Origin of the sequence: Raoultibacter timonensis, assembly GCF_022845715.1 — a bacterium.
GTDB classification, from domain to species: Bacteria; Actinomycetota; Coriobacteriia; order Coriobacteriales; family Eggerthellaceae; genus Raoultibacter; species Raoultibacter timonensis.
On the sequence record NZ_AP025564.1, the window covers coordinates 50647 to 63905 of the forward strand.

Annotated in this window: 13 protein-coding genes, 1 tRNA gene and 1 pseudogene; 11 read left to right on the top strand and 4 right to left on the bottom strand. The window is 53.8% G+C overall.

The genetic code is table 11. The features are described 5' to 3' along the window. Positions 1 to 15 precede the first annotated feature (15 nt). The 6 genes from MWL89_RS00215 (at position 16) to MWL89_RS00240 (ending at position 6015) form a co-directional block, all read left to right on the top strand. A complete protein-coding gene (locus MWL89_RS00215; RefSeq protein ID WP_244387497.1) occupies positions 16 to 255 on the top strand; it encodes an acyl carrier protein in 240 nt (79 codons plus the stop codon). Then, positions 255 to 1640, top strand: a complete 1386-nt coding sequence (locus MWL89_RS00220; RefSeq protein ID WP_244387498.1) for an AMP-binding protein — start codon at positions 255 to 257, stop codon at positions 1638 to 1640. Before MWL89_RS00215 ends, MWL89_RS00220 begins: the two co-directional genes overlap by 1 nt. Beyond that, positions 1631 to 2398 carry a GNAT family N-acetyltransferase gene (locus MWL89_RS00225; RefSeq protein WP_244387499.1) on the top strand — a complete coding sequence of 256 codons (768 nt, stop codon included), beginning with the start codon at positions 1631 to 1633 and terminating at the stop codon, positions 2396 to 2398. The genes MWL89_RS00220 and MWL89_RS00225 overlap by 10 nt, the downstream gene beginning before the upstream one ends. 66 nt (positions 2399 to 2464) lie before the next feature. Next, on the top strand, positions 2465 to 3325 hold the full coding sequence (locus tag MWL89_RS00230) for a DapH/DapD/GlmU-related protein (RefSeq protein ID WP_244387500.1): 861 nt from the start codon (positions 2465 to 2467) through the stop codon (positions 3323 to 3325). Between the two features lie 612 nt (positions 3326 to 3937). Then, complete coding sequence (locus MWL89_RS00235) at positions 3938 to 4945, top strand: LCP family protein (protein ID WP_244387501.1); 1008 nt, start codon at positions 3938 to 3940, stop codon at positions 4943 to 4945. A 74-nt stretch (positions 4946 to 5019) separates the two neighbouring features. After that, positions 5020 to 6015 carry an LCP family protein gene (locus MWL89_RS00240; RefSeq protein ID WP_244387503.1) on the top strand — a complete coding sequence of 332 codons (996 nt, stop codon included), beginning with the start codon at positions 5020 to 5022 and terminating at the stop codon, positions 6013 to 6015. A 227-nt stretch (positions 6016 to 6242) separates the two neighbouring features. Here the strand turns inward: MWL89_RS00240 and MWL89_RS00245 are convergent, their stop codons facing one another. From MWL89_RS00245 to MWL89_RS00260, 4 genes are all read right to left on the bottom strand, one after another. Next, complete coding sequence (locus MWL89_RS00245; protein WP_244387504.1) at positions 6243 to 6647, bottom strand: cupin domain-containing protein; 405 nt, start codon at positions 6645 to 6647, stop codon at positions 6243 to 6245. Between the two features lie 197 nt (positions 6648 to 6844). Further along, entirely contained in the window at positions 6845 to 7504 is a 660-nt protein-coding gene (locus tag MWL89_RS00250; protein ID WP_244387505.1) for a DUF3887 domain-containing protein, read from the bottom strand. Continuing rightward, a complete protein-coding gene (locus MWL89_RS00255) occupies positions 7501 to 7848 on the bottom strand; it encodes a PadR family transcriptional regulator (RefSeq protein WP_244387506.1) in 348 nt (115 codons plus the stop codon). Before MWL89_RS00255 ends, MWL89_RS00250 begins: the two co-directional genes overlap by 4 nt. A gap of 198 nt (positions 7849 to 8046) precedes the next feature. Next, positions 8047 to 8841: a MerR family transcriptional regulator gene (locus tag MWL89_RS00260; RefSeq protein WP_244387507.1), complete on the bottom strand. Its 795-nt coding sequence runs from the start codon at positions 8839 to 8841 to the stop codon at positions 8047 to 8049. Positions 8842 to 9067: 226 nt separating this feature from the next. Here MWL89_RS00260 and MWL89_RS16365 point away from each other — a divergent pair. The 5 genes and pseudogenes from MWL89_RS16365 to MWL89_RS00280 all read left to right on the top strand — a co-directional run. Beyond that, a pseudogene (locus MWL89_RS16365) lies at positions 9068 to 9133 on the top strand (zinc-ribbon domain-containing protein); the annotation flags it as partial. 138 nt (positions 9134 to 9271) lie between these two features. Next, on the top strand, positions 9272 to 10279 hold the full coding sequence (locus tag MWL89_RS00265) for an Ltp family lipoprotein (protein ID WP_244387508.1): 1008 nt from the start codon (positions 9272 to 9274) through the stop codon (positions 10277 to 10279). Positions 10280 to 10548: 269 nt separating this feature from the next. Continuing rightward, positions 10549 to 10622: transfer RNA gene (locus MWL89_RS00270), tRNA-Gly, on the top strand. 184 nt (positions 10623 to 10806) lie between these two features. After that, positions 10807 to 11457, top strand: a complete 651-nt coding sequence (locus tag MWL89_RS00275) for an HAD family hydrolase (RefSeq protein ID WP_244387509.1) — start codon at positions 10807 to 10809, stop codon at positions 11455 to 11457. Positions 11458 to 11639: 182 nt separating this feature from the next. Then, positions 11640 to 13217 (top strand): LCP family protein, encoded by a 1578-nt coding sequence (locus MWL89_RS00280; protein WP_244387510.1) that lies wholly within the window; start codon positions 11640 to 11642, stop codon positions 13215 to 13217. Positions 13218 to 13259: the final 42 nt, after the last annotated feature.

Here is a 13259-nt window from a genome sequence, read left to right on the forward strand (position 1 = left end):
AGATAAGGTGGAGGTATGACGAACAAAGAACTATATGAAGCCGTTTTTATGGATGCTCTCGATCTTGTAGATCGTAAAGCGTTGCAGGGGCTTGAGTTTCAGGGGCATCCAAATTGGGATTCTGTGGGACACATGCAGTTGATTTCTGCGTTGGAGGATGCATTCGATATAACGATCGATCCCGACGATATGATTGGCTTGGCATCGTACGAAAAAGGGCAAGAAATAGTACGTCGTTATGGCATTGAACTGTAATGCTTGATTTGCTCGAAAACGCGCTTCCGGGCGATGTGGCGCTAATTGATAACGAAGACTATTTTTTGTACTCTGATCTCCTTCGTTTCTCTGATTTAGTCGAAAAGAAGGTTCCCTCAAGAAGCCTGGTAGTTTTTCTGGCGGACAATACTGCGGCATCGATTATGGCGTATGTGGCGTTGTTGCGTGTAGGTGCAGTGATGCTGATGGTGAAAAAGGGCATCGATGAAGAGCCGCTGCACTCCATCATAAAAGCCTTTGCGCCTTCACATATCTGGTGTCGCGAGAGCAGGATTGCTTCGGTCTCTTTGGTGAGTATGGGGGAGCATGCTCTGTATCGGGTGAAAGATGCGCCTCCTAGTATGGATTCCCGTCTTGCTCTTCTGTTGCCTACGTCAGGGAGCTTAGGTGGCGCAAAATACGTTCGAGTTACCTATGAAAATATTTTAAGCAACGCATGTTCTATAAAACAGTATCTTGGGATATGCTCAACCGACAGGGCTGTGACAACACTGCCGTTCTCGTATTCGTATGGTATATCAATAGTTAATAGTCATTTAATTGCCGGAGCTTCTTTGCTTGTGACCGAGCGATCGTTTTTCGACCGATTGTTTTGGGACGCTTGCCGCGATTGTGAGGTGACAACTTTTGGGGGAGTTCCGTATTCGTACGAAATACTAAGAAAGCTTCATTTTGACATAAGGGAGCTGCCGTCGTTGCGCTATTTGACGCAGGCAGGGGGTTCGCTCGGCTCCGAAACGCATCGATGGATTGCCGAAGAATGCCTGAATGAAGGAATAGATTTTGTTGTGATGTACGGGCAGACAGAGGCAACCGCAAGGATGGCGTACCTTCCTCCGGAATTCGCTCTCGAAAAAGTGGGTAGCGTTGGCATTGCCATTCCAGGTGGACGCATGGCGGTTCTCGATGAAGTAGGGACAATCCACGATAATCCAGGCGCGTTGGGAGAGCTAGTTTACTGGGGTGCTAATGTGACGATGGGTTATGCGAGCGAAGCGGGGGATCTGATGCATGGTGACGAGTTCGGAGGCTGCCTGCAAACTGGGGATATTGCCAGAATTGATGAAGATGGGTTTTTCGAGATAGTTGGGCGAAAAAAACGAATCGTAAAAGTATATGGGAATAGACTGGGTCTCGATGAGATGGAAAACATGCTCAGGGCCGAAGGATATAGCGTTGCCTGTATCGGAAAGGATGATCTAGTTACAGTTTTTTGCGATTCGGCCAGTTTTGAGGAGCTGGCGGATTTAGCTTCGAAAAAGACAGGTTTTCCAAAACGAGTGTTTAACGTTAAGCCAATAGACTCTCTTCCCAGAAACGAATCAGGGAAAATACTGTACTCAGAATTGAGCGCATGGCTATGAAATATGAAAGAATTACTTTTGCGAATCCGCAAGAACTATCGCTGGACTCAGCACGCGGGCTTGGAATCGTTGAAGCCAGTAGGCAAGATTATCGAGCCCATAGAATAGTAGCTGTAAAGCTTGAAGTGCCTGAAAATATTAAAAAAGCTATTGAGTTGTTCAAGAAAGATGCAACTATTGTTCAAGTCTATATGCCTGCGGGGACCTGCAGCGCGAGCTTTATGCATTTCGCAGGTTTAGATTTTCTCGATCGGTATGTTATTGCATGCGTAAATGTTGCGAAAAGTGATTTTACGTTGAAAAAAAGACGCTTGGCCGTACGCAATGGATGGGAGGACCGGGAGACCATACTCGATATCGCCGCAGAGTCTTTTAGCCATGATAGCCGATTTCGTTGGGCTGCCGATATGGGTCCCCGTGATATAAAAAACGTGCTGTCTGAGTATCTCGATGCCTCCTATGCAAGCGAAGATATAGTGTTTCGCGGGTACAGCAAAGACGACCTTGTTGCGTTTTTGATTCTTGAGCGAATTGGCGAAGAGGCCATCATCCGCCTTGCCGCCGTCGACGCTATGTATCGTGCATTAGGTGTTGCTGTTGAGCTGTATTACGAGGCGCTTGAGTACTGCAGGCAAGCGGATATTCGTGCATTGTCCGGACGTGTGTCAACATCGAATACGTCAGCAATGAATATCTATTCATTGCTGGATGCTCGCTTTTCCCAAGCGGAAGATGTATATATTACGATGGCAAAATAGCACTGACCGGAGATGGACGGCGTCAATCAAGGTTATGTTAGAGCCAACTGAAGAGGAGCTGGATGAATGCAAGACGTATTTGCGGAAGTAAAACGCGTTTCTTATATCGAAGATCCCAAGAGCGGAACAGCTTTGTATGCAACTAAGAAATTTGAATCGAAACTAAACAATCTCGAGCTTGTTTCCGATTGTCTCGTTTTTGTTGAGCAAGGCATTGAGGTTCCAGCTGGTCTTTCGGAAAAACACCATTTTGTATTTTGCGACAATCCCGTTCTCGACTATACGAGATTTGTGTGCGGTCTTGCGGAGGAGCTGGCCCTTGTTGAGGAAAAGAAAGCGTACAAGCTTACCTCCGAAGGATACTATGTCGGAGAAGGCGTCGTTATTGGCGATCACGTGCGCATCGAACCAGGAGTTTTGATTGGGCATGGTGTTGAAATTGGTGACAATACCCAAGTGCTCGCAAACGCCGTGATCAAACATGCGTCAATAGGCAAGAATTGCCTAATAAAGGAAATGGCCTTGATTGGACTCGAGGGGTTTTTCCCTGTTAAGGATGAAAATGGAGACAACATGAGGCTTCCTTGTTTGGGGAGGGTTGACATTTCCGATGACGTTGAAGTGGGAAGCTTTACAACGATATGCCGTGGGTCAAATACCGATACAAAGGTCGGCCATCATGCGAAAATCGACGATCATGTTCGAATTGGGCATGATGGCAATATCGGCGCGAATACAGTGATAACTGCCGGCGCGGTTTTGGCCGGGTACGTTACTACTGGAGAAAATGTTAGAATAGGTCTGAATGCTACTGTAAAACACATGACCTCGATAGTGGACAACGCTGAAATTAGCATGGGTGGGCGCGTCGCCCGCAATGTAACGACCGCCAAAGGGCTCTACGGGATTCCGCAGTCGCAAAGCTGAGACCAGAAAACATAATTGTATAAAGCATAGCTTGCGTTGGAGAGGGCGGTCGGCCTAAAACTGCTTGATTTGCCGGTGTGTAGTTGGTTTCTTCGTCGACCAGGGATCTGTTCCATGAGTTTTGCTCTATGGGTTTATCGTTTCGTGGAGTGTATGTGCGTGAATTCCCCTTGGAAAAACCGAGAGAGGTTTTTTCCTGTGCTATTATCTCTTGGATATGGCTAATTCAGGAAGGCACTAGTGGCGGCAAAGCACGTACGATCAGGCGATAGTCCTCGGCGGGGTGCGCACTCGAAGGGACAATCGAGTCGCTCTCGGTCTGATGACGCATACCGTGATACGTCCCAGGGTCGTGCGCCTCGAGCTGGATCGTCGGCGGGTCGCAAAAGCGCCTCGACGGGCCAAAACGCAGGCGCTCAACGCACCTCCTCCCAGGTTCGCCATGGCACTACCCGTCACCAGGGTAGTCCTCGCAGTGCTTCGGCTGCGGCAACGCGATCGGCCGCCAATGTCCGCTCGCGGCAAGGCGCAGCGCAGCAGGCGACGAACAACCAGCAGCTTGCTCGCTATCGCCGCGATGGCAATCCGAACTATAAAAGCCATAAACGAAAAATGGCCCCATGGAAAAAGGCGCTCATCGTTGCCGCGTCGGTGCTCGTTTGCTTTGTATGCGCGGTGGGCGCCTACGCTTTCTGGTTTTCGGGCCAGCTTGACGATCGGTTTTCCATGGGCGATCAGACGGACGCAGCGGTAAACGATGCTCTTGCTTCCCCGATATCGGGGAAGCCGTTCTATATGCTGCTTCTGGGTTCAGATTCGCGGGAAGGGTCGGACACTTCATCGCGGGAAGACGAATCGGGCGATAACCAGCGCTCCGATGTGATGATCCTCGTTCGCGTTGATGCGAAGAATAAGCAAGTTACCATGGTGTCCATTCCGCGCGATACGCCATTGACCCTCGAAGATGGCTCCATCGTTAAGCTGAACGAGGCTTACAACATCGGGGGAGCGGCTTATTCGATCGAGGCGGTATCGAAAATCACCGGAGTGCCGATATCTCACTATGCCGAGGTGCATTTCTCAGAGTTCCAGGAGCTTGTTGATAAGATCGGCGGCGTTGAGGTCGACGTTCCCGTTGAGTTGTCGTACAAGGATGCGCTTACGGGCGAGTGGATCACGCTCGAACCTGGCGTGCAAACGCTCGACGGGCAGCAAGCGCAGATTTTCGCGCGTGCCCGCCATGAATACGAAACCGATCAGGACGCCCATCGCCAAAACAACATCAGAACACTGCTCGAGGCCATCATCACAAAGGTTCTCGAGAAGCCGTTTTACGAGCTGCCGGATACGGTGCTCAGCCTTGCCGAGAGCGTCGGGACCGATTTTAACTCTTCTGATCTCGTGTCTCTCGCACTGGAATACGCTGGCGGCTCGGGAAGTATGACGATATATAGCTGCACAGGTCCAACTGACGGCGACATCAACGAAGCCGCAGGCGGAATTTGGCTGTGCTACGAAAACCCCGAAGGTTGGGCGAATCTCATGTCCGTTGTCGATTCGGGAGAAGATCCGAGTGGTCTTGATGTGAATAGTACTGCCATTATTCCTTCGGCGGCTTAAAATATCCAAACGAATTATAAGCGTACCGTGCATCTATGCGTTCCGTTTTGATGCGTAAAGGGAGATATGAGGTTATGGAAAAAGCGAAAGACATGAAGCGCTGGCTCAAAGTGGCGGTAGTTGCCCTCTGTGCCGTTTTTGCTTTGGCGTTGGCGGGCTGTCAGCAGGAGAAGCCGGAAGAGAAAACCAGCGATGTCGATGCTATGAAAGAGGCTTCGACGGATAAAGCTGCAGGAGCCGAAACGGAGCCGTTCTACGTGCTTATCGTCGGAAACGATTCCCGTACGGGAACGGTTGAGATCGACAAGGCGGATTATGCCGATGGAGCGGGTCGATCCGACACCATAATGCTCGCTCGCATCGATCCGACAACGTATCAGATTACGCTCGTTACGGTTCCCCGCGATACGACGGTTGATATCGACGGCTACGCGAACAAGATCAACGAAGTGTATCGTATCAGCGGAATCGAGGCTCTGGCAAAAGAAGTCGAGAGCCTTACCGGAGTGAAAATCAAATACTACTTCGACACCGGTTTCGTCGAATTCGAAAACTTCATCAACGCGTTAGGCGGCATTACGGCGAATGTGCCGATCGACATGCATCTGCAGGATATTGTCGGCGGCAACGACATTGCTCTGTCTGCTGGATCGCAGGATCTCGATGGAGCCGAGTCTCTCGTCTTGGCTCGCGTCCGCAAGCTGTATGCGTATGATTTGGACGCCTGTCGTCAGATACAAGATCGTCAGATCGTTGAAGTTGCAATCAATAAAGTCGCTGCCGATCCCGCAAATCTGCTGACGGCGTTGTCGGCGCTTGCCGATCACACGAAGACCAATTGGCCTTCCGATGGACTCAAGGCAACCGTTACAAATTTTGTGGAGCATGCGAGCGAGATAACGTTCGTGTCGGGCACTGGCCCCTACACGGGCGATTTCAACGATAATGCCGGTGGGCTCTGGCTCATTCCTCGCGACGAGGCCACCTGGAGCGAGGTCATGAAGGTCGTCGATGCAGGCGGCGATCCTACTACGGTCGTACCGCTGCCCACAATCGTGCCGGTTGAATAGGGTGATCTAGGGTACCGAAATTCTCGATGTTTCTTGCGAGCCCCTGTCGCTTTTGCGCGACAAGGGCTCGTTTTTTTGTTTGCTGGATGTTGCGGTCTGTCTGCGGCTAGCAAGATCCGTGGGTTCTTTTTCGGAACGCACCGCCGATTTCGTGATAACTGTTCTTTGCGTGAGCCTTTTCGGCATCCCTGATATGAAGAGACTTCCGGCGATGCACCGCGCGAGTCTCAGAGCCTTCCGTACTCCTCGTCGCTCACCGGCTCGCACCATTCGTTCGACGCACCCGTTGCAGGCACTTCGACGGCCAGGTGCGAAAACCAGCTGTCTTTCGCTGCCCCGTGCCAGTGCTTCACGTTGGCGGGGACGTTCACCACGTCGCCCGCCGCAAGTGCCCTCGCGGGCTCGCCCCATTCCTGGTACCAGCCACGACCAGCCGTAACGAGGAGTATCTGCCCGCCGCCTTCCTCGGCGTGATGGATGTGCCAGTTGTTGCGGCATCCCGGCTCGAAGGTGACGTTGCCGATGGTTACCTGCTCGGTAGAGAGCATGTTCAAGTAGCTTTGGCCGACAAAGTACTGCCCGTAAGGGTTCGCTTCGCCACGCGGGAAAATCCCCGACTGTTCTTCGCTCATATACGTCTCCTTCTCTTGGCTTCGATTCATTCCATTGAACACCTTGGAGTACGCTCGAAGTCAAGGAGGTTATGAAAACGGTTGACTGCAAGAGCGGAGTGGCGATTCGTTGGGTAATCAAAGGGATTCTATGATGCATGAAAACGGTCGCGTGCTCAGGCTTAAGCTGTGCTGGCAACCGCACAGACCCCCAGCCCTTACTTCATGTACAAACCCGTCAGAACCATATCCTCGTTGAACATGATCGTGTAGGTTACCGACACGTTTTCGTAGACGGCGACGATCTCGGCAACTTCGACAACCTGCCCGGCTTGAACGACTTCTGCGGCATAGGCGCTGCCAAACGATTCGAACTCGCCCCAATCGCTCGAGATGAGATCCCGGGCTTCTTCGATGCTCGCTTTTGCCGAGGGATCGGCCATGGCTTCGATGGAGATGGACTCGAGCCCCGCGAAATCATCTGCGTTCAGATACCCGATTGCTTCTTCTGCTTGGGCAATGACGGTTTGTTCGTCGACGCCGATCTGCTGTCCGGCCGTATGCTGGCTTGGGAGGAACCACCAGGTGGCGATGGCGATTGCGGCGATGATCACGACAACGACGGCGGCAACGATGGCGATGACCTTGGTACGCTTCCTTTTCTTTCCGGCTGCGCGTTCTTTCTCGGAGAGATTGTCGTTGAACTCGTAGGCCACGTGACGCGGGTCTCCCATTCTGAGCTCGATTTGCTCCCAGGTTTCACCTGCGGACAATGCATCGGCTATATCGGATTCGAGATCGCGAACGAACTCGTCGTTTCTCTGCTTTGAGGCCGCAAGGTTCTTCGCCACAGCCTTCACGTATGCCTGCTCGTTCATTCGCTCCCCGTTCCTTCCATGATTGCTTGCACGCAGCGATCGAATTCGCTCCAGATTTCGAACATCTCGCGCAAAGCGATACGCCCTTGCTCCGTAATCGCATAGTACTTGCGAGCCGGCTCCCGCCCCGCTTTATCACCCATGCGGCTTTCGACGAGGTCACCGTCTTCGAGACGATAGAGGATGGGATACAGCGTGCCCTCTTTCAGCGTGACGGTATCGTTCGTGCGTTCGCGCAGCTCGCTGATGAGCTGATAGCCGTACTTCTCTTCGTGCTCGAGCAGCTTCAAGACGAGCATATCGAGCGCGCCCTTCTTCATCTGCTGCGAGAACCGTTGTTGCATAGCCTGCCCTTCGATGTAATTTAGCAATACTAAATATACTTGATCCAAAACTACTTAGCAATACTAAAGATATGCTGCTTGCCAAACATGAGGGGAGATGCCGTGCGAACGGGCATCTCCCTTGTTGGTTGGCGAGATGAGCAGACGGGTTGCGCTTCGCACGCGCCCGTAGGTCGATTCCCGGCGAGCCTTTGGGGGCTACTTGGCGATTGGGAAGTACACCTCGGTGAGGTAATCCTGCGGGTCGACTTCGGGGCCGCCCTTTACGTACACGTCGAAGGGGGAGCTTGCAACGTGGTAGCCGTTTTCCTCGATCCACTGCATGATTCCCGCGTAAATGGCGGTAAACGCATCGGAGTCGTAAGGGCCGGCAAGCGTCGAATAGGCGTGGAGGCCGCCTGCGATTTCGTGTGAACCGGCGGTTCCCTTGGCCACGGGAACCGCAACCTCGATGTCGGTGTGCTCGGCGTTGAAGTCCTCATCGTGATAGAAGGCCATCGGCCCGCCGAGCTCCGCGATGCCGTTTTTCGCCAGAGCGGCGTACAGATCGCCGAAAAGCTCCTGGAAGTTTTGCACGCTGATGTTCTTGCGAATGCCGAACACGGTTTGCGGATCGCGTTCGACGGTTGATACGGTGATGTTCTGTTCCATGATATCAATGCTCCTTTTTAGCTTTTCGATGTCCCTGTCCATCTGACGAATCACGCGTTCCGCGGTATCGAGCTCGCGCTTCATGAGGCGTTGCTTCTCGGCCAGCTTCTCCGAGAGGGCAACGCTGTCGGGGTTCGCCAAGTGCGCCGCTATCTCGGGCAACGACAGCCCGTACGTTTTGAGTCGAAGAATCAAGCGCATCGTGCTGATCTGCTCGGCCGTGTAGTAGCGGTACCCGTTTTCGGCAACATGCGCAGGACGCAAGAGTCCGATGTCGTCGTAATGTCGCAGGGTCTTTTTGGTTACGAAACAAGTGCGGGAGAATTCTCCAATGGTCAACATAGGCTAGCCGTCTTTCCAGTGCTCGTTCGAACGTTCGAACCCCAGTATGAGGTATGCCCTTACAGGAATGTCAACGGGTAGTTTTGAAAGAAACAGAAGACCGCTCGAGTTCGCTTGCTGCTGCACAGGCGTTCAAATCATGCTCGAGCTATTTATAAGCCTGTAGGTCGGTGATAAGGATTAAGGTGCTATAGTAGTAGAAACGGGAGTTGACGAGGGGAGACAAATGAATTGTGAAACATGTGGAACACCGCTACCGGAAAACGCTAAGTTCTGCCTCGAGTGCGGGACGCCAGTGCCGTCGTCGGCTTCGCCAAGAAATGCTGAAAGCGATAGCGCCGACAATGCTTCCGCTCGCTCGGACATCGCGCCGGACAGTACTATCGATATCACGGGCGTAGGCCGAAACGGTATTTCCAGTACGGAGCAAGTGCCGCCGGTTCAAGATACTGAAACGGAAATCGAAGAGGGGCAGCTGTACTCGGTTCCTGCTCCGTCGCAACCCGAACAGCCGATGCCGAGCATGGCTGTGGGGCAGGGATGCCCTCCTCCCCCTGGGTCGCCTATCGAGAAAAAGCATAATAGAAGGCCTTTCATAATTGCAGGAATCGCGGTTCTTGCGCTCGTTATACTCGTTGCCGGGGTTTTCGGTGCTCCTAAGAAAGACGCTGTCGATAAAACATCGGCGGCCTCCTCAACTCAAGCGTCAAAACCCGCTCAAGCAGCCGAGTACGCGGTTACATTCAAGGATGGAGATACCACCATCGAAACCAAGACCGTTACCGACGAGGGCAAAGGCGCAACCGTCAACGCGCCTGCAAAGGTGGCTAAAGACGGGTACTTGCTTGAGGGTTGGACGGCGGATGCCGATGGCTCCAAAATCCAAGTGAAAGAATCCAAGGACGGAACATTCGTGATCTCGCATATTACCGGTGACACCACGCTCAATGCGCAATGGGCCGCGGCCTTCACCGTCGTGTTCACCGACGGTGAAGGAAACGAGCTTGCGAAAGTATCGGTAAAAGAGGGGGGCGAGGCAAAGGCTCCTTCCGCCCCGAAGCTCGATGGATACACTTTTACCGGTTGGGACGCTGATTTTACGAACGTTACCGGCGACCTGACGGTGAATGCAACATGGAAGGCCCTGCCGACCAAGAGCCAATCGAATGCGGTGAAAAAAGCGAAAGACTACCTGAGCTTCATGGCGTTCTCGTACGATGGCTTGGTCGATCAGCTCGAGTACGAGAAGTTCTCTTACGACGATGCCGTGTACGGCGTTGACAACTGCGGTGCCGATTGGAACGAGCAGGCCGCAAAGAAGGCGGAAGAGTACCTGGATTTCATGTCCTTCTCGCGCGACGGTCTTATTGAGCAGCTTCAATACGAGGGCTTTACCTACGACCAGGCTGCGTACGGCGTCGACTCCGTCGGTTTGTAAAACGCGGCAACGGGCGAACGCGCATGTTACCGCCGATGCGGTGGAATCACATCGCATCGGCGGCTTTGGAGCTCGCATATTCGGTTGCTTTGCGATTGCGCCTTAAGGAAGAGGTTTTCCGGCTCAGCCATACATGCTCGGTTGAGTCGGGGAAACGAAGCGTTCGGCTCAGCGTGCGAATCAACGTGCTCTGCGAACCGCAAAGTTTCAGCGTAAACTTTACTCACTTTCCCCGCGTTTCGTAAACTTGCGCTATAATTCGTTTCCATGCGGGCGTGGTTCAATGGTAGAACTTGAGCTTCCCAAGCTTACAACGCGGGTTCGATTCCCGTCGCCCGCTCCAGAAACACTCCGACGTCGGCCCATCGAGGCCGACGTTTTCTGTATACGGGCCGTTTGCCCCCCGTCATTCGGCTCGTAGTAGAATAGATGCCGAACCACACTGCAGATGCACCGCCCGCCGCCTCGGGTTTTTCATTGGCGGTTGTGAGGCTTGGCGACGTATGCACAACCGATAGGAGCACATCATGGACTGCCATTGCGATACCTTCGTTTTCGACCTCGACGGAACGCTGCTCGATACGCTCCCCGATCTGGTCGCGCTCACGAATCGGGCGTTGCGCGATGCGGGGTTTCCCGAGCGGACCGAGCAGGAGATACTCAGCTATGTGGGAAACGGCGTGCGGGCGCTGATGTACCAGGCCGTTCCCGAAGGTACCGATTCCGCGCAGGCGGAAGCGGCGATGGATCGATGGCGCGAGCTGTATCCCGAGTACGGCACGACGCTCACCAAGCCGTACGACGGTATGGTCGAAGTGCTTGCGTCGTTGAAGGAGCAGGGAAAGAAACTCGCCGTTCTATCCAACAAGTTCGACGGCGGCGTGCAGGAGCTTATGCCCGTATTCTTTCCAGACGTGTTCGATGCTGCCCATGGCGAAAGCGCCAGCATTCCGCGCAAGCCCGATCCGACGGGACTGCTGTTAACCCTCGAGCAAATCGACGCTGACCCCGAAACGACGGCTTACGTTGGCGATTCGGGCGGTGATATGAAGACGGCGCACAACGCCGGGGTGTTCGCGATCGGCGTTTCGTGGGGCTATCGGCCCGAAGGGGAGTTACGCGAGATGGGGGCCGATGCGATCGTCCATCATCCCGCAGAGCTGCTTGACTTTGCATAAATAGGTAACCCGAGAATCCCGCCCGAAAAGCTCTTATGCGTACTGCGCGGGCTGTGTACTGTGTACGTGCCATTCCCTTCGCATGGCTATTTTATGGGAATCGCTGTTCGATGGTAGAATAGTAAGCTCGGAATCGGCATGCTCGCTTGGTGTCGAATTGCATACCATAGGAGAGTTCGTACATGGCATCACGAAATCCTCAGTCGAACCGCCCGCCGCGGTCTTCGCATACTCCGCCGTCGGTTCGCGCTGCTCGATCGGCTCGAGCTGCCCAATCGGGACGCATAGCTTCGAAAGCCGCTGCGCAATCGTTCGCGCAGCAGGATTCCAGCAATCCGTCAAGCCATCAAGCATACCGATCCGCTTATACGCCTGGTACGCAGGGCAAGGGTGCGAACAACGCGTATGCGAGGCAGGCTCCCGCATCGGGTCAGTATTCGCGCAACAATCCCCAGTATTCCCGCGCGGCTAAGAAGTCGGGCAAAGGCAAGAAGATCGCCATCGGCGTCGTATGCTCGCTGCTCGTTTTGATTCTCGGGGCAGGTACGGCTGCTGCGCTCTATATCGACAATCTCAATAAAGCTCTTACCGGGAAAAAAACCGAAGAAGAGAAGATGGCCATCCAGGACGTTCTGGTCCCCAAGAAGAGCTTCAATGAACCGTTCTATATGATGCTGATCGGCTCCGACGCCCGTGTCGACAGCGACGAGATGGGTCAGCGCTCCGATACCAACATCGTCGTGCGCGTCGATCCGACCACCTGCACGGTAACCATGCTCTCCATCCCGCGCGATACGATGATCGACATCGACGGATACGGGCGCAACAAGTTCAATGCCGCATACAATTTCGGGGGAGCCGAGGCGACTATCCGCGAAGCGAGCCAACTGCTCGGTGTCGACATCTCCCATTACGCAGAAGTGAATTTCGATGAGCTCATCCAGCTCGTCGATGCGGTCGGCGGCGTTGAGATCGACGTTCAGGAGCGGATCAACGATCCCGATGCGGGTCCGGTTATCATCGAGCCCGGTGTTCAAACGCTCGACGGTCAGGCCGCTCTTGTCTACGCGCGCAGCCGTGCCTTCGTCGACGGCGACTTCACGAGAACGTCCCATCAGCGTGAGCTGATCGAAGCACTCATCCAAAAGGTGCTCTCGATGCCGGTGACCGATCTGCCGGGTATCATCGAGAAGGCCGCGCAGTGCGTATCGACCGATATGTCCGTGACCGACATCATTGCGCTTGCTACGCAGTTCAAAGATTTGGGTAACCTCAGCGTGTATTCGTCGATGACGCCTTCAGCCATCGTACCCTATCTGATCGACGGGGCTTCGTATGTTGTCTGCGATCCGACGGCGCTCGCCCAAATGATGGAACTTGTGGAGGCGGGCGAAGATCCGAGCGCGATCGATCCCTCGTCGACCTTTACGGAATCGATGATACCGTCGGGTCTTGGGGGAGGATCCGTCACCTATTCCGACGATTCGAACAACTACAACGATTACTCGAACAATTATTCTAACGATACGTACAACGACTACTCGAACGACTACTCGAACTCCGGTGGCTACGGGGAGACCAATACCGGTGGCGGAACCGATAACTCGGGCTCGGGCGGCGGTAACGAAGCTTCGGGTGGCGGCGACAGCTCGGGTTCTGGATCGGGTGGCGGCGATACCGGTACGGGTAGCGGAGGCGATCAATCCGGTGGCACAGGATCGGGTTCGGGCGATGCGGGCGGGTACTCCGAAGCCGCATAAGCGGTGACCGAGAAACACCCGTTCGCCCTGAAGCATACTTAT

Coding starts and splice junctions, on each gene's coding strand:
- MWL89_RS00235 (WP_244387501.1), top strand. CDS start 3,938: ATGGCCCCATGGAAAAAGGCGCTCATCGTTGCCGCGTCGGTGCTCGTT.
- MWL89_RS00245 (WP_244387504.1), bottom strand. CDS start 6,647: ATGAGCGAAGAACAGTCGGGGATTTTCCCGCGTGGCGAAGCGAACCCT.
- MWL89_RS00240 (WP_244387503.1), top strand. CDS start 5,020: ATGGAAAAAGCGAAAGACATGAAGCGCTGGCTCAAAGTGGCGGTAGTT.
- MWL89_RS00215 (WP_244387497.1), top strand. CDS start 16: ATGACGAACAAAGAACTATATGAAGCCGTTTTTATGGATGCTCTCGAT.
- MWL89_RS00280 (WP_244387510.1), top strand. CDS start 11,640: ATGGCATCACGAAATCCTCAGTCGAACCGCCCGCCGCGGTCTTCGCAT.
- MWL89_RS00250 (WP_244387505.1), bottom strand. CDS start 7,504: ATGAACGAGCAGGCATACGTGAAGGCTGTGGCGAAGAACCTTGCGGCC.
- MWL89_RS00220 (WP_244387498.1), top strand. CDS start 255: ATGCTTGATTTGCTCGAAAACGCGCTTCCGGGCGATGTGGCGCTAATT.
- MWL89_RS00275 (WP_244387509.1), top strand. CDS start 10,807: ATGGACTGCCATTGCGATACCTTCGTTTTCGACCTCGACGGAACGCTG.
- MWL89_RS00230 (WP_244387500.1), top strand. CDS start 2,465: ATGCAAGACGTATTTGCGGAAGTAAAACGCGTTTCTTATATCGAAGAT.
- MWL89_RS00225 (WP_244387499.1), top strand. CDS start 1,631: ATGGCTATGAAATATGAAAGAATTACTTTTGCGAATCCGCAAGAACTA.
- MWL89_RS00260 (WP_244387507.1), bottom strand. CDS start 8,841: ATGTTGACCATTGGAGAATTCTCCCGCACTTGTTTCGTAACCAAAAAG.
- MWL89_RS00255 (WP_244387506.1), bottom strand. CDS start 7,848: ATGCAACAACGGTTCTCGCAGCAGATGAAGAAGGGCGCGCTCGATATG.